This is a genomic window from Mucilaginibacter sp. P4_D1 (assembly GCF_056401935.1).
Genome location: NZ_JBFUIJ010000030.1, coordinates 63,216 through 82,121, shown reverse-complemented (window position 1 = coordinate 82,121; position 18,906 = coordinate 63,216). Strand labels below are relative to the sequence as shown.

At 42.5% G+C, this 18,906-nt stretch carries 26 protein-coding genes; 11 read left to right on the top strand and 15 right to left on the bottom strand.

Annotated features, from left to right (window positions below; genetic code table 11):
* Nucleotides 1–2: 2 nt before the first annotated feature.
* Nucleotides 3–110, top strand: a complete 108-nt coding sequence (locus AC1DV1_RS21780) for an ATP-binding protein (RefSeq protein ID WP_477360459.1) — start codon at nt 3–5, stop codon at nt 108–110.
* 79 nt (nt 111–189) lie between these two features.
* Here the strand turns inward: AC1DV1_RS21780 and AC1DV1_RS21775 are convergent, their stop codons facing one another.
* From AC1DV1_RS21775 to AC1DV1_RS21765, 3 genes are all read right to left on the bottom strand, one after another.
* Nucleotides 190–486, bottom strand: coding sequence for a hypothetical protein (locus AC1DV1_RS21775; protein ID WP_477363342.1), 297 nt, complete (start codon nt 484–486; stop codon nt 190–192).
* Between the two features lie 84 nt (nt 487–570).
* Nucleotides 571–855: a hypothetical protein gene (locus tag AC1DV1_RS21770; protein ID WP_477363339.1), complete on the bottom strand. Its 285-nt coding sequence runs from the start codon at nt 853–855 to the stop codon at nt 571–573.
* Nucleotides 856–866: 11 nt separating this feature from the next.
* Nucleotides 867–1,481, bottom strand: coding sequence for a sigma-70 family RNA polymerase sigma factor (locus tag AC1DV1_RS21765; protein WP_477363336.1), 615 nt, complete (start codon nt 1,479–1,481; stop codon nt 867–869).
* Nucleotides 1,482–1,632: 151 nt separating this feature from the next.
* On the opposite strand from AC1DV1_RS21765, the gene AC1DV1_RS21760 reads away from it, so the two are divergent.
* The 10 genes from AC1DV1_RS21760 (at nt 1,633) to AC1DV1_RS21715 (ending at nt 8,412) form a co-directional block, all read left to right on the top strand.
* The gene (locus tag AC1DV1_RS21760; RefSeq protein ID WP_477363333.1) at nt 1,633–1,842 is read left to right on the top strand and encodes a hypothetical protein; all 210 of its coding nucleotides are present in this window, start codon (nt 1,633–1,635) and stop codon (nt 1,840–1,842) included.
* Between the two features lie 67 nt (nt 1,843–1,909).
* On the top strand, nt 1,910–2,203 hold the full coding sequence (locus AC1DV1_RS21755) for a putative quinol monooxygenase (RefSeq protein WP_477363329.1): 294 nt from the start codon (nt 1,910–1,912) through the stop codon (nt 2,201–2,203).
* An 82-nt stretch (nt 2,204–2,285) separates the two neighbouring features.
* Entirely contained in the window at nt 2,286–3,131 is an 846-nt protein-coding gene (locus tag AC1DV1_RS21750; protein WP_477363326.1) for an alpha/beta fold hydrolase, read from the top strand.
* 208 nt (nt 3,132–3,339) lie between these two features.
* A complete protein-coding gene (locus tag AC1DV1_RS21745) occupies nt 3,340–3,810 on the top strand; it encodes a YHS domain-containing (seleno)protein (RefSeq protein WP_477363323.1) in 471 nt (156 codons plus the stop codon).
* 39 nt (nt 3,811–3,849) lie between these two features.
* Nucleotides 3,850–4,299, top strand: coding sequence for a YHS domain-containing (seleno)protein (locus tag AC1DV1_RS21740; RefSeq protein WP_477363320.1), 450 nt, complete (start codon nt 3,850–3,852; stop codon nt 4,297–4,299).
* 50 nt (nt 4,300–4,349) lie between these two features.
* Nucleotides 4,350–5,066 (top strand): phosphopantothenoylcysteine decarboxylase domain-containing protein, encoded by a 717-nt coding sequence (locus tag AC1DV1_RS21735; protein ID WP_477363316.1) that lies wholly within the window; start codon nt 4,350–4,352, stop codon nt 5,064–5,066.
* Nucleotides 5,047–5,439 carry a DoxX family protein gene (locus AC1DV1_RS21730; protein WP_477363312.1) on the top strand — a complete coding sequence of 131 codons (393 nt, stop codon included), beginning with the start codon at nt 5,047–5,049 and terminating at the stop codon, nt 5,437–5,439. The genes AC1DV1_RS21735 and AC1DV1_RS21730 overlap by 20 nt, the downstream gene beginning before the upstream one ends.
* A gap of 26 nt (nt 5,440–5,465) precedes the next feature.
* Nucleotides 5,466–5,966, top strand: coding sequence for a hypothetical protein (locus tag AC1DV1_RS21725; RefSeq protein ID WP_477363310.1), 501 nt, complete (start codon nt 5,466–5,468; stop codon nt 5,964–5,966).
* Nucleotides 5,954–7,744, top strand: coding sequence for an NRDE family protein (locus AC1DV1_RS21720; RefSeq protein ID WP_477363307.1), 1,791 nt, complete (start codon nt 5,954–5,956; stop codon nt 7,742–7,744). The genes AC1DV1_RS21725 and AC1DV1_RS21720 overlap by 13 nt, the downstream gene beginning before the upstream one ends.
* Nucleotides 7,741–8,412 (top strand): LysE family transporter, encoded by a 672-nt coding sequence (locus AC1DV1_RS21715; protein ID WP_477363304.1) that lies wholly within the window; start codon nt 7,741–7,743, stop codon nt 8,410–8,412. Before AC1DV1_RS21720 ends, AC1DV1_RS21715 begins: the two co-directional genes overlap by 4 nt.
* 62 nt (nt 8,413–8,474) lie before the next feature.
* Here the strand turns inward: AC1DV1_RS21715 and AC1DV1_RS21710 are convergent, their stop codons facing one another.
* From AC1DV1_RS21710 to AC1DV1_RS21655, 12 genes are all read right to left on the bottom strand, one after another.
* Nucleotides 8,475–9,905, bottom strand: coding sequence for an aminotransferase-like domain-containing protein (locus AC1DV1_RS21710; RefSeq protein WP_477363301.1), 1,431 nt, complete (start codon nt 9,903–9,905; stop codon nt 8,475–8,477).
* A gap of 76 nt (nt 9,906–9,981) precedes the next feature.
* The gene (locus AC1DV1_RS21705; protein ID WP_477363298.1) at nt 9,982–10,407 is read right to left on the bottom strand and encodes a hypothetical protein; all 426 of its coding nucleotides are present in this window, start codon (nt 10,405–10,407) and stop codon (nt 9,982–9,984) included.
* Between the two features lie 128 nt (nt 10,408–10,535).
* Nucleotides 10,536–11,693 (bottom strand): alkene reductase, encoded by a 1,158-nt coding sequence (locus AC1DV1_RS21700; protein WP_477363294.1) that lies wholly within the window; start codon nt 11,691–11,693, stop codon nt 10,536–10,538.
* Nucleotides 11,694–11,973: 280 nt separating this feature from the next.
* Nucleotides 11,974–12,864 carry an alpha/beta fold hydrolase gene (locus AC1DV1_RS21695; RefSeq protein ID WP_477363291.1) on the bottom strand — a complete coding sequence of 297 codons (891 nt, stop codon included), beginning with the start codon at nt 12,862–12,864 and terminating at the stop codon, nt 11,974–11,976.
* A gap of 83 nt (nt 12,865–12,947) precedes the next feature.
* Nucleotides 12,948–13,445, bottom strand: coding sequence for a MarR family winged helix-turn-helix transcriptional regulator (locus tag AC1DV1_RS21690; RefSeq protein ID WP_477363288.1), 498 nt, complete (start codon nt 13,443–13,445; stop codon nt 12,948–12,950).
* Nucleotides 13,446–13,481: 36 nt separating this feature from the next.
* Nucleotides 13,482–14,111: a TetR/AcrR family transcriptional regulator gene (locus AC1DV1_RS21685; RefSeq protein ID WP_477363285.1), complete on the bottom strand. Its 630-nt coding sequence runs from the start codon at nt 14,109–14,111 to the stop codon at nt 13,482–13,484.
* A gap of 499 nt (nt 14,112–14,610) precedes the next feature.
* Entirely contained in the window at nt 14,611–14,976 is a 366-nt protein-coding gene (locus AC1DV1_RS21680) for a YybH family protein (RefSeq protein ID WP_477363282.1), read from the bottom strand.
* A 371-nt stretch (nt 14,977–15,347) separates the two neighbouring features.
* Nucleotides 15,348–15,809, bottom strand: coding sequence for a DinB family protein (locus AC1DV1_RS21675; protein ID WP_477363279.1), 462 nt, complete (start codon nt 15,807–15,809; stop codon nt 15,348–15,350).
* A gap of 110 nt (nt 15,810–15,919) precedes the next feature.
* Nucleotides 15,920–16,645, bottom strand: coding sequence for a VOC family protein (locus tag AC1DV1_RS21670; RefSeq protein WP_477363275.1), 726 nt, complete (start codon nt 16,643–16,645; stop codon nt 15,920–15,922).
* Between the two features lie 47 nt (nt 16,646–16,692).
* Nucleotides 16,693–17,184 (bottom strand): hypothetical protein, encoded by a 492-nt coding sequence (locus AC1DV1_RS21665; RefSeq protein ID WP_477363272.1) that lies wholly within the window; start codon nt 17,182–17,184, stop codon nt 16,693–16,695.
* 102 nt (nt 17,185–17,286) lie between these two features.
* Nucleotides 17,287–18,141 (bottom strand): helix-turn-helix domain-containing protein, encoded by an 855-nt coding sequence (locus tag AC1DV1_RS21660; protein WP_477363269.1) that lies wholly within the window; start codon nt 18,139–18,141, stop codon nt 17,287–17,289.
* Nucleotides 18,142–18,201: 60 nt separating this feature from the next.
* The gene (locus tag AC1DV1_RS21655; protein WP_477363266.1) at nt 18,202–18,837 is read right to left on the bottom strand and encodes a MarR family winged helix-turn-helix transcriptional regulator; all 636 of its coding nucleotides are present in this window, start codon (nt 18,835–18,837) and stop codon (nt 18,202–18,204) included.
* Nucleotides 18,838–18,906: the final 69 nt, after the last annotated feature.

The window sequence follows — 18,906 nt, the reverse complement described above, 5'->3', positions numbered from 1 at the left end:
CCATCGCTGACGCGATACTTGACCGCATTGTTCACCACTCATTAAGGGTCGAATTGTATGGCGAATCACTAAGGAGAAGAAACTCTAAATCAGAAAATGTATTTTTGTAAAAATAATAGTTGTTAAACCGGACAAAAACATCCGCTCTCAGGAGCCTATCTGTACAACAACTTTACTCTCTTTCAAACCCTAACTCAGAGGGGTCACTTTAGATTGGCGAAGAGGGGTCAACATCAGTGGTATATCCAAGGGAACGCACCAAACCGTAAAGGCATCCACAAAAATGAGCTTATTTTGCTCCTTAGCCTGCTGTACGGCAGCCGATAACGAGTTCTCCATAAAATGAATATCCGCGTCTTTCTTACTCTTGTCTTGCCCCTTACTCACCAACGGGATATTGATCAGCAGGAACCATGCGAAGATGGATAAATAGCGCAGCCTGATTTTGTAATCAGCGGTGCATAGTTGAATTTGTACTTTCATCATTATCTTAAAATTAATGTCCGGGCTGCGCAGCCTGTCAGTTCGGTTAAACGTTATTTGATCCTAAAGGGACATAACCCGTCTGTCTTAATGTTTATTGAGTTTTTCTTCAATACGATGCTGTAGTTCCCTTTTAAAATTGTCGTCGAGTTTGACGAGCTCATTGGGTTTCGGCTCATGAAAAAGGTCATGCACCAATTTATTGATGACGATACTCTGCTGCTCAAAAATCCGGCACACGGAACAACCAGCCAGGTGTATCTTCAACTCCATTTTCTCACGCATACTTATACTGCCTATCTGTCTTTTCTCAATCAGAAACGTCGCTTTCTTACAGTTGTAGGCAATTTTCTTCAATTCACTTTCTTCCATCTTCCTTTAATTTAAATCCAGTTTTTTTGCAGGCACGCCCTTAAGTTTACCTTAGCCCTGTGAATGATCACCCAATAATTGGAAGATGTAACTTTAAGTTCTGAGCATATCGTTTCCGTCGTCTCCTCATCCATATGCTTCATGGTAAAAACCGATAGCCACAGCGAAGGCAATTTTTGCATACATTGTCTAAGGATGTGATTAAATTCCTTACCCAAAAGGGGGTCATAGGTTTCCAAACCAAACGCCTTCGGCTGATACTGTACCTTCCAGTGGCCATCCTCCGCTTCAAAAAAATCATCAGGATCCTGGGGTTCTGTTAGGGCTTCCTGCCTTTTTAAGAGTCCGGATGATTTTTTACGGTAGACATCTATGATCTTATTTTTCAAGATCGCAATTAGCCAGGTGATTTCAGAACTTCGGCCTTCAAACTTTTCCGCCTTCTCCAACGCAGCTAAGAATGTTTCCTGCACCAGGTCCCGGGCTAATTCTTCGTCATCGACGCGCGTTATTGCATAGCCGTACAAGTAATCGGCATATTTATTTACCCATTGATGCGGGTCACAGGTATGAACCGTGTTAGCTGCTTTTTGAATATTTTCTATATGCATTTGTAATTCAGCCATAAATGATGATTGGTAACGGTATTTAACCGTTGTACAGTGACAGTGACCTATTCTCTTTCAGGCTTAGTCGTGACGCCCGCAGAATCCTTACATATGTTTTTTAAATTTTTCTGTAAGGATTTTATTCCGCTAACGACAAAATACCAAATCAATGAATTATTACATGTTACCCTCTTTAAAATTTACCCTGATTGCCTGGCTGACTTTCATCGGTTTGGGTTCGCTTTCCCTGGCCTTGAAAGCCAGGAAAAGCCCGCATTCGATTCATTCAAAAGCTGCCGTTATTGCTAAAACCGCATCGCGTCTGACCGGCGGCGTTTCGTCTATGACAAAAATCCACCTACCCGAAACCAGGAAGTAAGGGTGGCGATCGGGTGATATTTCCGTTATCAATAAGCTTTCATCACACTTTAAATATACATTCAACTATGGTAAAATTAGCATTATTGGCCAGGCTGGAAGCCAAGCCAGGAAAAGAACAGGAAGTAGCCGACTTTATTAAAAGCGCTCTGCCATTGGTGGAACAGGAGCCGGCTACCGTTAGCTGGTATGCCCTGCAATTAGGTCCTTCTACCTTTGGTATCTTTGATACCTTTGAAACCGAGGAGGGCCGTCAGGCTCATTTAGGCGGTGAGATCGCCAAAGCATTAATGGCCAATGCCGCCGAATTATTGGCACAACCGCCGATTATTGAAAAAGTTGACCTGCTGGCCGTAAAATAATTAATGGAACTACCTAAGCACAGGGTTGCCGAAAAAAACGGGGCCCTGTGCTGGATTAAGCAGAAAAAACAACGCTTTCCGGATGATAAAAACACGGCACTTATTCCTGCTCCTCAGTATTTTGCTTGTTTTATCCGCATCCTGCCGTTACCTGCGGATACCGGATAAAAAGGCCAAATCGGAATTTTCCCGCCAGGACCTTTTTCCGCATTTTATGTATATGTCTGTCGACCATGTCAACCTGCACTATGTTAAAGTTGGCCGTGATACGTTGCCGACACTTTTCTTTATCCACGGGTCGCCGGGAAGCTGGAAAGGTTACCGGGAATACCTGACGGATACAGGTCTGCTGAAACATTTCCGGATCATAGCCATCGACCGTCCCGGCTTTGGCTACAGCAACGCCGGGCATGCTTATCACCTTGCCGATCAGGTGAAGCTCATCTACGGTATAGTCAAAAAGGAAGAAAACGGCAGGCCATTGCACCTTATCGGTCACAGTCTCGGCGGCCCTGTCGTCGTAAAGCTAGCGCAGGAGCACCCGGAAGCTTATGCCTCGGTTACTTCATTAGCGGGCTCCATCTCTCCTTACGATGAGCCAAAAGAAAAGTGGCGTGCCATTTTTGTTCATAATCCGCTGCAATATTTGCTGCCCGGACCGTTCAGGGTTTGTAACACGGAGATCTGGTATTTTAAGAAGGACCTTTTTGAAATGGACACCTGCTACTATAAAATGACGATGCCAGTTACCTTTATACATGGTGATAAAGACAACCTGGTAACCGTTAAAAACGTTGCTTACGGCACGCAAAAGTTACCTTTTAATCAACACGTTAAAGTGATTATTATTCCGGGCGCAAACCATCATATTCCCTGGGAGCACTATGATATTATTAGGAAGCACTTACTGACCTTAGCTACAAAATAAAATTCATACCAAGAATTAATTGCCCGGTCAGCCTTGATCATATAAGGCATTGAACACCCCGGCTTGCGTTTCCAGCGGAGGCTGATTGCCACTTTCTTTTGAGTGTCTTTCCTTCAAATGATGCAGTGATTTATAAAAAGCAAAATTATTTGTAAGGCTTTCCCAAGTCCCCCGACAAACCGGGAAAGTAATATAAAAACAAAAGATCATGAAAAAAGCATTCGCGCTGGTTTTGATATCCGTCTTTACTGCCGGTTTGGTATCAGCACAAAATCCAACTGAATTACACAAAAAGCACTTCAATCTCGATAAAAATGGCCTGGCTATCAAAGGCTATGACCCTGTAAGCTATTTCACCGGGAAGAAAGCACTGGAAGGTAAAAAAGATATCACCCTGACCACTGAAGGAATTACTTACCGCTTTGCAACTACGCAGGACCGTGACCTTTTTAAAAGCAGCCCGGGAAAATATCAGCCCCAATTTGGTGGCTGGTGTGCTTATGCAATGGGTGCGACGGGGGAAAAAGTCGATATCGACCCGGAAACTTTTAAGCTGATCGACGGCAAACTGTACTTATTCTACAACGCATTTTTTAATAATACTAAAAAGAGCTGGAATAAGGACGAAAACAACCTGAAGCCCAAGGCCGATGCTAATTGGGCAAAAATTATCAAGTAATCAATATAAATATTATTCATCCATTAAAATCAATTCAACATGAAACGTACTATTCTTATTGCATTCGTTGCCCTGTTCAGCATCGTCCAGGCCAAAGCCCAAAAATCAGAGATCTTCGCGCCGGGAGGCAAAGCCATTAAAGGGTATGACGCCGTAGCTTTCTTTAAACAATCCAAAGCAGTCAAGGGAGCCGACAGCCTTTCTTACCAGTGGAAAGGTGCCAACTGGCTTTTTGCCAGCCAGGAAGATATGGATGCTTTTAAAGCAGCGCCGGAAAAATATGCCCCCCAATATGGCGGTTTTTGCGCTTACGGCGCTTCAGATGGCACCGGCCATAAAGCGCCGACGCAGACAGAGACCTGGACCGTAGTAAATGATAAGCTTTATTTTAACTATAATCCTAAAGTAAAAGAACTTTGGGTAAAAGACCAGGAAAACCTGATCAAAAAAGCCGATGTAAACTGGACTGAGTTAAAAGACAAAAATTGAGATTTCATAACGGGCCGGTCGCTAAAATGACCGGCCTTAACGCTAAATAAATGTCAAAAGAAAGAGACAAGAGGTCGGTTTTGATCACTGCCGGACCGACGAGGGAGGCCATTGACCCGGTACGTTACATCACTAACCATTCTTCGGGTAAAATGGGCTACGCTATCGCCGAAGCTTTCCTGGAAAAAGGCTTTGCAGTCGTGTTGGTTTCGGGCCCGGTGACATTGGGCCTGACCCATCCTGACCTGACCAATATCGCGGTTCATTCCGCGGATGAAATGTACGACGCATGCCGTCCTTACTTTCCTACGGTTGAGATTGCTGTTTTTGCCGCTGCCGTTGCCGATTATAAGCCGGCAGAAGTTCATACGGAAAAAATGAAAAAGTCCGGAAATGCCTTCAGTATGCAAATGATTAAAAACGTAGATATCGCTTTTGAATTTGGACAGGTCAAACAAGCCGGACAGGTATCAGTCGGGTTTGCGCTGGAAACCAATGACGAGGAGATGAACGCACTCAAAAAACTGGTTGCAAAAAATCTCGATATGGTCATCCTGAATTCCGTACAGGACCAGGGAGCTACCTTCGGTTACGACACCAATAAGATCACTATGATTAACAGGGATTTTATTGGCCGCACTTTTCCTTTAAAATCAAAAAAGGAGGTCGGAAAAGACATTGCGGAAGCGGCTGCCAGTTATGCCAACCACCACCGTACTAATCAACATTCACTCAATACAAATCATCATGACTTACACACAGTTTAATGTACTGGTTTGGGCACTGCGCCTCGTTGCGGCAGGTATCATGCTGCAGACCTTATTTTTCAAATTTACAGCAGCCCCCGAGTCTGTTTACATCTTTACAAAGCTGGGTCTGGAACCCTGGGGACGTATTGGCATTGGTTCCCTGGAACTCATCGCTTCCATTTTGGTTCTTATCCCCCGTACCACCAGCTATGGGGCATTACTTGCTGTCGGTATTATGGCCGGCGCCTTGTTTTCCCATTTAACCGAATTAGGGTTTGTCGTACAAAATGACGGCGGACAGCTGTTCATTTTAGCGCTTATCGTTTTCGTCGCCTGCTCCCTGCTGCTGATCATCTTCAGGAAACAAAATTTTCTTAACCTGATTTTTTAATGACCAACCGGTAACCGCCTAATCAAATGAAACTCAAAGAACCCATTTCCAATTTGTTGGAGCAACTGCAATACGTACTTGACGGACTGACCAATGAACAATATGCACAACCGGTTAAGATTTTGTCCGGATCAACTACAGGGCAACATACCCGTCATATACTGGAATTCTTTATAGAACTCAACCAGGGCTATCTAAGCGGTATCGTTAACTATGACAAGCGCCTGCGCAACCGCATGATCGAAACGGACAAGGACTTCGCCGTTCAAACCCTGCGGAAGATCGAAGCAGGCCTGGATAAACCTGACCGGGAGCTGCTGCTCCATGCCGAATACGCTGACCACGATGCTGAACCTATTCCGGTTTTTACCAATTACCTGCGGGAACTGGTCTATAATCTGGAACACATGGTACACCACATGGCGCTGATCCGCATCGGCGTTAATGCAGTCGCCGATCTGGAGATCCCGGAAAGCTTTGGTGTGGCTGCCTCTACGCTTAAATTCAGGAAGGCATGTGCACAGTAACTTATCTTCCGGCAAACGATGGCTTTTACCTTACCTCTAACCGGGATGAAAGTATCAACCGGGCCAGGGCTATCCCGCCAAGGGAATATGAGGAAGACAATATCAAACTGCTTTATCCTAAAGACCCGGACAAAAACGGAACCTGGATCGCCCTAAAAAACAATGGCGATGCGGTTGTGCTGCTGAACGGCGCATTTTTCAAACATACCGTTCAGCTTCCTTATAAAAAAAGCAGGGGCCTGATCTTAATGGACATCATTAAAGCGGACCATCCGACCCTGTTTTACAGAACAATGGACCTTGATGGCATTGAGCCATTCACGATTGTGCTGTATGTATCAGAGAAATTGCAGGAGTGCCGCTGGGATGGGGAAAGGAAACATATTACTGCACTGGATAGAACAAAGCCCTACATCTGGTCATCAGCCACCCTTTATGATAAAATGGCCATAGCAAAAAGAAATAGTTGGTTTAATGAATGGCGCAGGTTCAGGTATGCTAGGACCAAAGAGGGCATATTGCATTTTCACAGGTTCGGCGGCGCCGGCGATTTAAAGGATGGCCTGGTTATCGACAGGGACGGAAAAATGAAAACCATGAGTATCACCAATCTCAGCGTTACGCCGTTGGGTATGACCATGACCTATCATGACCTTAAGGACAACAAACAATACAACAGCAAACTTGCTATTGAACCCCGCCTTGAACGTAGCGCGGGTAAGGCCGAAAAAGTCCCGCTGTTGGCTTTAAGAATATTTTTTATCAAGCTGTTCAGCTGGGAATTCTGGCCTTTCCGGGTAGTCTATTTATTCTTAATGCCATACTGGTTTTGGCTAAGCCTGAAAGCCAGGTCGCTGTTCTTTTTTAATACCTCGAACCCCTTAATTAAAAATGGCGGTTTTGCTATGGAAAGCAAGGATCAGATCTATAAAATAATGCCGGACCGCTATTATCCCCGTACCTTGTCGTTTGATAAAAAAGCTAACGCTGCGCTGGTCAGCTCAACTTTGCACAAGGAACGCTTAAGCTTCCCGGTGATTGCCAAACCGGACATCGGCGGAAGGGGCGTTTTAGTAAAAAAAATAAATAACGAGGCGGAACTTACCGAATACATTACAAAAATCAAGGTAGATTTCCTATTGCAGGAATTCGTTGAATTCAAAAACGAAGTAGGCATATTTTATTACCGGATACCCGGGGAGGATAAAGGCTGCATCTCCGGTATTGTGGGTAAAAATTTCTTAACGGTGATGGGGGACGGAAGATCAACGATTGAACAATTATTGATCAGCGAGCCGCGTTACCTTTTGCAGTTACGGGTGTTACAGCATACCCACAAAGAGGTGCTCCAACAAATTTTATCTCCTGGTGAAGTACATACACTGGTGCCTTATGGCAACCACGCCCGCGGCGCTAAGTTCATTGACCTGAGCCACCTGATCAATGAACAACTGACCAGAACAATCGACGACGTGTGCCGGCAGGTCCCTGAATTCTATTTTGGCCGGATGGATGTAATGTATAATAACTGGAAGGAACTTTGTGAAGGCAAAAACTTTTCTATCGTTGAATTAAACGGGGCAGGAAGTGAACCGACACATATCTATGACCCTAAACATTCCCTGTGGTTTGCCTGGAGGGAAATCACCAGGCACTGGAAGCTGTTGTACCGCATCAGCAAGCTCAATCACGAAAGACAAGGACTGCCCTACCTGACTTACCGCCAGGGAAGGGAAATGTTAAAGAATAATTCAGCGTACGAAAAATTAGTATCATGAGCCTTGCCAGCTACACCAAGCTTTTCCTGGTGGCCTTTAGCATCAGTTTTGTTGGTTCCTTGCCGATAGGCACCTTAAATACCAGCGTTGCCAATTTTGCGCTGAACAATAATTTTATGGGTGCCTTCCAATTTGGATCTGCCGCGATACTGGTAGAAGTGGTGCTAGTCAGGATCGCGCTGATCGTGATCGATAAGTTGGCTCATTTGAAAAGATTTTTCCTGGTCCTGAGCATAGCTGCTTGTATTGCTATTTTAATATTAGCCTACCGGACGCTGGAAGCTGCATTTCACATGAAAAACTTCGCAGATGTTTTACCCTTTGTCGGCATGAACGCTTTTTATTCCGGGCTGGCCCTTAGTTTACTTAACCCGCTTCATTTGCCTTTCTGGATGGGCTGGACCGCGGTGCTAAAAGGCCGGGAGGTTTTGATCAGCACACCGAAGGCCTACAACCTTTATATAATAGCTATTGGGTCAGGTACCTGCATATCATTTATTATTTACGGCGTTGCTGGTAATTATTTAATGAACGCGCTGAAGGCACAGCATAACCTGATCAACTGGATATTGGGTTTCACCTTATTGATGACCGGGTTGGTACTGGCCTATAAGTTGGTCACCAAACAGTTTTTAAAAACCAAAGCTGCTCCGGTCGAACAAAGCTGAAGTCCATATATTAAATGAATGATGGCAGAACATTCTATTAAACCCATATACTTTGAGCAGGTTCAATCCTTCAGTAACATTGATTTGGCCAAATTGCCGACAATTGCCAGCGATGACTCGATCTTTGCGTTAAATAACGGGCAACTGTTTATCCGGATATAATTCTTGAAACGATCCGAAGGCGAAAAAATATGCCCCGGGCAGAAGCTTATACCTTTCATCAATGCCACCTTTTGCATTTCCGTGATATCCAGCTGCTCCGGAAATCCGATCCAGAAACTAAATCCTCCGGATGGACTGGAGAGGTTGATGACTTCGGGAAAGTGCCTCAAAATGGCCTCTTTATATTTAATGTGCTGTGCTTTCATCGAAGCGCGTAACTTTTTAAGATGAGCGTTGTAGGTACCGCCTTCGAGATATCTTCCAATAGCATCCTGTAAAAGACTGTTGGTGGATATGTTATTGGAAAACTTATGCTTTTCGATTTCAGCCTGATATTTGCCTGCGGCAACCCAGCCGATGCGGAAGCCAGGCGGGAGCGTTTTTGAAAAGGAAGAACAGTAAAGCACATTGTCATAGGTATCATAGGCTTTGGCCGGTAACGGTCTGGTAGAACCAAAATATAGTTCGCCTAAAGCATCATCCTCGATTAACGGGATATTCTGCTCCCCGAGAAGTTTTACCAAACGTATTTTATTTTCCTCAGGCATCGATGCGCCCGTAGGGTTATGACAGGAAGGCATAAAAACGCAGGCGGACACCTTATTATGCATCAGGGCTACTTCCAGTTCATCAATGTTCAGACCATTGACCGGATCGACATTGATGGACAGGGCCTTTAAGCCTTTGCTTTCCAAACACTGCAGTACTGCATGATAGCTTGGCGATTCGACTGCTACTGTGTCCCCGCGCCTGGTCACGGTGTCAAGGCAAAGGCTGATCGCTTCCAGGCAGCCGTTGGTAATAAGTATGTCTGTGGGAAGTATTCGTTTATTCCATTCAAAAGAATGCAAGGCGATCTGGCTCAGCAATCGCGGGTGACCTTCCAGGAACGGATACTGGTAATTGTCAATTGCTACCTCCTTTATGGCTGCCTGCATTGTCTTATTGATCTTGGCAATCGGCAATAATTCATTTACAGGAGCCAGGATCGAGAAATTTATTACACCATATTTCCGCGTATTTTTCATCATGATACGCTCCATGGCGTAAACATTGACAAATTCAGGTAAAGGAATGATGTCTTTAACGGAACTCGACATGCCGTCACGCTTACCGCTGACCACGAATCCTGACCTGGGCCGCGGGGTGATCAACCCGCGGTCTTCCATTATTGAATAAGCTTGAAATACCGTAGTAGTGCTTACGCCTAGTGTACTGCTGATCTTGCGAACCGAAGGGATTTTGTCCCCTGGCTTAAGCTGAAGAATTTGTATGGTTTCTTCAATTTTTTGTATTACCTGTTCGTAACGGTATTGACGATTTTCTATCATGAGCTAACTAATTCACAAATTTAAGAAGATTTATTCCGTGTGTATTAATTGTAGAATTCTTAGTAGGGTTTACTTTTCAGTGCTTTGGAGTCACCTTGTACAATTTCGTAGCTGAAAAGATATTGCCTACCGACAAAATGAATACCGACACAGGAATAAACGGAGGTTTTATCCCAAGGGGCAACACGTTAGCGGGAACGTTCGGTTGAAGATGAACATAGATCGCAGTAATCATTGTTCCGACAGCAAGAATTGACCCGAAAATGATGAAGGAAAAAAAACGCCGCCCGTCCATTTTGCCTGCAAAAATCAAAGCCCCAAGCAGGATCAGTCCCGTAATAATTTCAGTTCCTACGCCAATTGGCCAGGCAAAGTCTCCAATGCCGCTGGTTATTAACTGCGTGTGAAACCAACCACCAATGGTGGGAATGACCAATTTTAAAGTACCGAACATAAACATAAAAACACCCAGTATCCAGGATCTGATTTTTAAAGATTTCATATTAATTTTTCATTTAAAGCTATTCGTATTTTTTTTGCCTTATGATTATAAGACTCAACAATTGTTCAGACTGGCTGCTGATTTTTTAGCAATCTGAAGTGTTTTACGCTCTCCCAATCTTCTGACCTTTAGATAATCTGAAGGGCAGCAGCCTGCCCTTGGTAAAATGGATAATCAGTATATCCTCTTTCATCGCCGCCGTAGAATGTTTCACGATCATAGGCATTCAGCGTATAGCCGTTTTTGAATCTTTCCACGAGATCAGGGTTGGCAATGAAGAAACGACCGAATACGATGGCGTCTGCATCACCCTTTTGGAGTGTATTTTCAGCGTCTTCGCGTGTAAATCCCCCGGCAGCCAAAACAGATCCTTTAAAGATTTTGCTTAATTGGCCGGCAGCAACAGGTGCCACATAGCCTTCCTCTCTTTCCACATTATTTACGATCCGGGGATCCACGACATGCAAATAAGCCAGGCCAAATTGATTCAGCTGTTCAGCGACGTGGCTAAATAACGCAGCCGGATTAGAGTCGCCCATACCACCCCAAGTTCCATTTGGCGATACGCGAACCCCCACACGGTCGCCTCCCCAAACGGATACAATAGCCTCCACTACTTCCAGCAAAAAGCGCGCGCGGTTTTCGATAGTGCCACCATATTCATCGGTACGTTTGTTGGAGATATCCTGTAAGAATTGGTCCACCAGGTAGCTGTTCGCGGCATGGAGTTCTACGCCATCAAAGCCTGCTTTCATTGCATTTTCTGCTCCTTTGCGAAAATCTTCGATGATTGCATGAATTTCCGGTACGGTTAAGGCCCGGTTTTGAGAAGCCGGTTGCCATCCATTCGGCGTCAAAGCAAAATTTTCATGGTATACCTCCGAAGGCCCTACCGGCAGACCACCACCGGGTTGCAAATCCACATGTGATTGACGGCCTACGTGCCAAAGTTGCGAGAACATTTTTCCGCCCTTTGCATGAACAGCACTGGTTACCTTTTTCCATCCTTCAGTCTGTTCATCTGTATGTATTCCCGGCGCCCCCAAATAGCCATGCCCGTTTGATGATACTACGGTCGCTTCTGAAATAATTAAGCCGCCCCTGGTCGCTCTTTGACTGTAATAGGTTACCATCAGATCATTGGGGATATTGCCGGGCATATCCGTTCTTAACCTGGTAAGCGGGGCCATGATTACCCGGTGATCCAGTTCTAACCTGCCTAATTTTACCGGCGTGAAAAGTTTAGCGTTGCGAAAGTCAGCTCCGGTTGATGTTTGTGTGTCCATTTTATTTTCTTTAATATTTTATAATTCTTTAACCTGTCAGCTTTGCAGCTGTATGTTGTTTTAATACAGTTCAAAGTTGAGGCTAAATCTGCTATTAAATAGTATGCAGATTTTGAATATAAAACAATAGCAGATGGAAGCGTTATCAGCTTTCTGTCTTAGGCAATAAATAGTTTTCGACTGCGAAAAGAAAACCATCCATCCCGCTGGTACAGGAAGCGGAATGGATGGTAACATTCTAGATTAGCCCTATGAATTTTGATACTTGGCTGATAATTTATTATTTGGTTGACTGTCTTTCCAAAGTTTCTTGCGCAAGAATCTCACGGCAAATAGTCTCTGGGGCATCCTCTTGGATAAAATGCTTTGCGCCATGCATAATTATGGTCTTACTTTCGGGGAAGATCTGTTCAAAGCGTCTACGCGGCCCCTCTTTAAAGCCAAGATCATCATCTCCCCAAAGAATTACCACCGGCTTCGTCTTTAATTTTTCAAGACCTTCTTTTACCTCTTGCAGGTAATCACCGCTTGCTAATATCTCATGCGGAAATATCGCGATGGGCATTCTTGAATCGCGGGTCGGGAAGGGGCCGTCATAAGCAGCTTTTTCAGCGCGCGTTAATTTTCTGGTGATGTTGAGCGGATGGATCCAGGATGCAAACAGGGAAAAATTCACAATCAGGAACCGGGCAATACTACTTCCGCCTATCCTGGAAAACTGGGCAATTTCCTTGCTTTCCTCTGCGGGCCAGGCCCAGGTATTCCCTATAAACAAGGAGTGGATCAAATCGGGATTTCTTCCGGCAAAGCCCAAACCGATGGGGCCGCCCCAGTCCTGGACCATCAATCGTATATCCTGAAGCTTTAGCACGGCAACAAATTTCTCAACGATTGCGGAGTGTTCCCTTGGTTTAAAGCTATACCCCTGTTTTGCCGAACTCAATCCAAACCCTGGGTAATCAAGTGCAATGCACCTGAACCTATCGGACAGTTCCTTAATGATGTGCCGGTAAAGGAAAGACCAGCTTGGATTGCCATGCAATAACAGCAAAACCGGACCGCTGCCTTCATCGACATAATGGATCGTGTTGCCCTCGATCTCTAAAAAATTATTTTTGAATGGAAAGATATTCCTGTCTAACCATTCAGGTATTTCTCTTACTTTATTCATATTTATTTTTATTTAATGGTTAAAATATAGGATATAGGTTAGTATTACTTTCTGTTCGTATTTTGTGATATCGATAAATGTGGCTAAGGGTTACTTATACCTGTCTTTCGCAGTGAGGATACGATAACCTCTTCGCCCCTCATTTTATCCAAAAGATCACTTAAAGTTCCGGCCTCTTCTTCGGTTAGGTTGCCCGATATAAAATCTCTCGTTTTGAGTTCAACATCCAAATGGGATAATATTTCCAAGCCCTGATCACTGATTCGGATATCCGCAGCCCGGCGGTCTGCTTTATCCGAGCAGCGCGAAACAAAGCCTTTTTTAACAAGACGGTTAATCATGCGTGAGGCGTCTGACATTTTGTCAATCATGCATTCCTTTATGAAATTTACTGTAGCAGACTTTGGGTATTGACTTCTTAGTATGATTAGAATATTAGATTGTTGAACAGTTAGCTGAGACTTTTCAAATTCCCTGCGCATAGCATTGTTTAACCAGGCGTAGGTGTAATTAAGGTTTATAACTACCTTTTGATAATTGTCTTCAAACTGAATAATTTGAGTTTCTTTAGTCACTTTCATGTTTGTAATAGAGATTTATTACTATTTTCCATGTGATTATAAATCCAGATGAGATTCCGGCAAAAGCAGCTGTACCAAAAGAGATTTGAGATAGGTGTTGACATCAGTGACGGTTTTTCGGAAATTTTCCTGGTAAACCGGCAAATGATGCTGAAGCCATAAACTTCTATGTTCGATTATCATGTACCGCATTGTTCCAAGCAGTGTATAAAAGATCATTCTGGCATCAACGTTCTGCCTGAAGGCCCCCTTTTCTGTCCCGTTATTGATAATATTTTGGAGTAAAGCAAACTGCTGCGCATTGATATTATCCAGCAGCCTGGCTGATCCTTCTGTATTCCTGAGCAGCTGTTCCTGCAGCATTAAATACGTGGCGGTATCTTCGGCTATCACCTTTTCCGTGTAAAAGTCGATCAGATAATATAGCTGAAGCATTTCCGTACTACTGGTGCTTGCCAAGTGTGATTTGATCGTTTCCAGGTCATGAAGGGACATCTCAAAAATGGACAACAGCAAAAGCTCTTTCGACTTAAAATAATAGGAAATCATGGCGCTGTTTACACCAGCTGCTTTGGCAACCTGGCGAATAGTCGTGGCATGATACCCCTTTTGAACAAATAATTTCGCCGCTTCTGACTGTATGGTTTTTCGCTGGTCCTTTTCCATTTCTAATAATCATCAACTCTGAATTGTAGAACTGCTTTAATAAGCTGTTTTGAATGTTGTTCAATTACAGGGGCAAAATTTTATGTACATTATTTGGCCTATCCAGATTTAGTGTGACAATACGCAACCCTTGCGGCATAGCTTTTGAATGATTTACCTAAGTTATTCGGCTTTATTTAAGAAAGGATAATCGATATAACCATGTTCATCTCCTCCGAAAAAAGTGTGCGGATCAGCCTCATTTAATTCGGCGTTCAGCTCAAATCGCTTTGGAAGATCAGGGTTCGCCAGGAATAAAGAACCATAGGCGATAAATTCATGAATTAAAGGGTTTCAAATCCATGAAGTAATTTAGCCAGCTCAATATAGTTCCGGCGACTCACCAGGAATATTACAATATTTACAACTAACCAGATATATTAAGAATCGGATCCCCAAGAGCCGGAAACTTTAACCAAGTAAAGCTCCTGGGGAAATGATTTCCATGGGTTTACGACATTTAGTTTACAATAAACCTGGCGATTTTCCATTCGTCACCAACTTTGTTAAGAACAAACAACTCTTTGCTGTCCTCTTTACTGGTTTCTTTTGTTTCAATGGTTTCCGAGGTGCCTTTTGACTCGGTCCTGACTACGGCGATATTGGTGTCTTCTATGATTTCTATGATTTCAGAATTCATGTTAAACTTCTTTTTGCCCAGAGCAAATTCATAGAATTTCTTTACGCCATCTCTTCCGGAAACTGCGGGAAAAATTGGTGGCATCATTACCCCGTCTTCTGTATATAGCAATGATATACCTTCAGCATCAGCAGCCTTTAATTTTTCAAAGTAGGTAGTAACCAACTTTTTAATAGCTTCTTTCATTTTTTATTTTTTTAGTTTTAAATAAGAAAATTATATTCGTTTACGTAATTAATAATTCAAATATAAAACGAAAACGTAATATTATCCAAATTTTCGGAGGATTATTTTTCTTTTTACTTCCATTACGAAGTAAAATTGGCTTGGCTAATGCAGTTGAATTGTTAAACTTTCAGCAGTATTTGAAGCCCAAATACCCCTACGGCAGCATGGAGTATATTTTTGGTACTAATTCACGAGCAACCGCCAAGCACAGATAATAATGGCAAAATGTTTCGAGTGCTCGCGCCTGCTAACACATCATCATTATTAATGAAGATAATCGGAAGAATCTCGCCTTTACATAGCAGCTCTACCGGTTTCCCTTTTCTTATTTAGGCAGTTATAATTCGTTTAAGCGCTAACATATATCCTATATGGAAGCCATCATGAAAAGGTATAAAGTCGACCGCATCATCCACTGAATTTAAGGTAATACCGTAACGGGTTACAAGGGGCATGTAAGTCTTAAAGGTCCCTGTCTGCAGATTCGTACCCAGTTGATCGATAGATGTTGTAATCAATGTTTTGATCCGGCCAACCTCCTCGGCTGCAACGAAACCGGTTGGCTTAGATGACGGTTTGTATGCTTCATGAAAATCATCGCTTACCAACATCGGTAATCCCGAGCGTTTATAACAAACGATCTGCTGCGCGGCGACAAGGTGGCCCATATTCCAGATGATGTTATTATTAAACCCCGGCGGGATCTCGTTTAACTGATCAACGGTTAGCTGAGCAATTTGCGCTAAAATAAAATTACGCAGATTCCTGATTGTATCAATATTAGTGTTCATAATAGCGTATTAAAAAGCCGGGGCAAACATTCCGCATCAGTCTATTTGGCATTAACCAGTAAGGCCGCATCATTTGATTTATGATACGGCCTCGTTTCTTAATAGTTTGTTTATTTTGAATAGTCATTATAAAATGTAACGGTTGGGGCACCAACTACACCCGCATCTTCCATCATTTTTTTATGTTCAGGGTTGGCTAACCGTGCCTTCGCTTTGTCCATATCTGTAACTCCGAATATTAAGTGAATCCTATTGGGGTCGTCTTTACTTCTTCCGATAGCTATATCCGCCAATCCATTTGCTCCCCGTGTTGCAGTTCCTTCGCCATCAAAGATTTTTACCCAGGCATCAAAATCCTTCACTTTTTGAGTAATCTCCAGTAGCGTTCCGCCAGGTACTCTCTTTTCTGCATTGTTTCTGATGATGTTCCAGAAATTTACTTCAGGCTTAGAAGTAACGCCTAACTTTGACCTTAAAACTGTTAATCTTGGGTCAGCAAGAAATGCTTTAGCTTTTTCCATATCTGAGGGTGCAAAAACTATTTCTAAATCATTGGGTTTATCCGCTGATCTTTCAACCGAAACGACCGTTATACCACTTGCTTTTCTGGCTACCGATTCGGCATTAAAGCCGGCCCGCCATGTGTTGTAATCTTTTACGCTATGAGTAATAGTTATAAAATCTATTGGCGCGGTTGAAATACTTTTGGCAGGTTCATTAATGATAGTGGTTGCAGTGTCTTTCGTTTCTGCGGCAGTAGTTTTTTGGCTGCCATTATTGCAGGAAGCAATACCTAACGATATACTTAATGCAAGTATTAAATTGAACTTTTTCATTTTATTTTTTTGAATTTATTTAGAAGTTAACAAGAGCGCATAGCATCTTATTTTTTCCAGGACTTAGATTTGAATAAGACCCAAAAGATCATCACATGTGAAATGGCTACCAAGGGTGCGTAAAATATGTAGATATACCAAAAAACCTCTAAGTTAAAGCTGGGGATGTTAGACGCCACGAGGCCGCGCAATCCGACTAGCAAGTCAAGAAATCCCCAGGTGTTCATCACCCACACCAGAGGAAGTGCAACACGCCAGTTGCTCCGCAGCGCATAGATAGAAGCGACTGCAAGACCAGCTGCTATGAGATCGCCGTAAGCAGCATTGGCGAGAAACTCTTTAGGCAGGGTGGGATCTACCATATGAGAGACCAGTAAAGCCATTCCCAGGTAGCGAAACGCATGCACAAAGAGCAGTGGGATCAAAGCCGAATTGCGGGAACGATTGGTAAGTAACGGCCAAACATACCATACAGCGATGGTGCCGAAGACGAAAACACTTGAAAGTATCTGCATCCAAAAGATTGAAACATTATCCATTTTTTTATTTTTTTAAACTGTTATTTAATAGGACAAATCTGGCACTAAAAAACAGGTTGAAATGGGATAAAACGTTCAAAAAATGGGATGTAAAGTCCAGGATTAATTTACTGACTTATTTTTTCTGTATTCCGAAGGAGTTAAATGATAGGTATGGTTAAATAATTTTGTGAAGTGGGATGGGTCGCTAAATCCAACTTCATAGCATATTTCACTAATTGAAAAGTCGGTGGATGCTAACAGATTAGCTGCTTTTACAAGTTTTTGTTGTTTGATATAATTAGCAGGCGTGTCGTTATATTCAATTTCAAAATCTCTTTTAAACGTAGACAGGCTACGTGCAGAAAGTATAGCCAAATCACTTATACTATGTTCAGAAAATAAATGGGTTCGAATAATTTCTTTTAAACTGGCTTGTCGTGGGGAAAATAAATAGGAGAACAGGGTGATGATATTTTTTTCCTGATTGGTTTCCAGCAATAGCAATATGAGTTCTTTTAACTTCAATTTTAATAAGTCATCGCTAACCAGGTCAGGGTATTGAAAGTAAAAATCAAGGCTCTCTATAAAATGTACTATAACACCTTGCCGCTTTATTTTATGGGAAAATTGCTTGTTACTGTCTGGAATTATAAAGTTTGGAATTTCATCTTTGTAAATTTCTTTTAAAATATCCAAATGAAGGTGGACAACAATAATTTCACATTGCTCATCTTTTACATTTTGGATAAGGTCAGCACAGTAATTTCCACAGTTCATTAGAACACTTTCGGAAACTTGAATGTCGAACTTATCTGTGGCTGAATTTATAACACTTTTGCCATCTTTTATATATAAAAAACATGCCTCATTTTGGATCACGGCGCTATTTTTCGTGAACTTATGAGATGAGTCGATAATTATCTTTTCAATGACACATTTATAATTTAAGTCAAAATGTTTTCTTTCGATTATCATTTTTATTTTTTTTGTTAAGTGGCGTAAGTAGCATTAAATTAAACCAAATCTATCCCTTGTTTATTTTGGAGTAACTATTTCCTTATATACCGTGTCAAAAGTTGATACCTTATCTTTTTGCCAGCGTTCGGAGAATTTAATTTCAGTGTCTTTCAGTAGTTGTATGCATATTTTTTGGTCTTCAGCATGCATAGCAATTGTGATCATTTCTATCATTTGAAGAATTTTTATCCGGCTTTTCGCTAAGACCCTGGAACCTTCCGGTGTAAGATGCAGCCGTTTTGCCCGTTTATCTTCTTCATCAGCGTGTTCGGTAATATATCCTCTTTTTATAAGCCTGTTTACCATATCCGTTCCACTTGAAAGCTCCATTAAATTATCGTATATCACTTCGGTTTTACGCGGGTTTTTATAGGCGTCTATAGCAACCAGTATACTAAATTCCTCAATTTGGTTTAGCCCCGTTTCCTCAAGTGCCATATTTGAATACATACTATGCAGCCGGGATATTCTTCCAATTATTTTCATTAACAAGGAAGGAGTATTAGCTGGCACCAGGCCGCCAACCATCTTACCATTATCAATTTTTTCGGGCTTGCTTACTAACTGATACCTGAAAAAGTCCTCCATACTGCCGTTAGGGTATTTGGTTTCAAACTGCGCCCAAAGATTTACCAATTCAACTGTTTTGTTCATCGCTATATATTCCGTAATTGAAGTAAAATTAAAAATAATCCTACGAAAATTTGCATAATACTATTATTT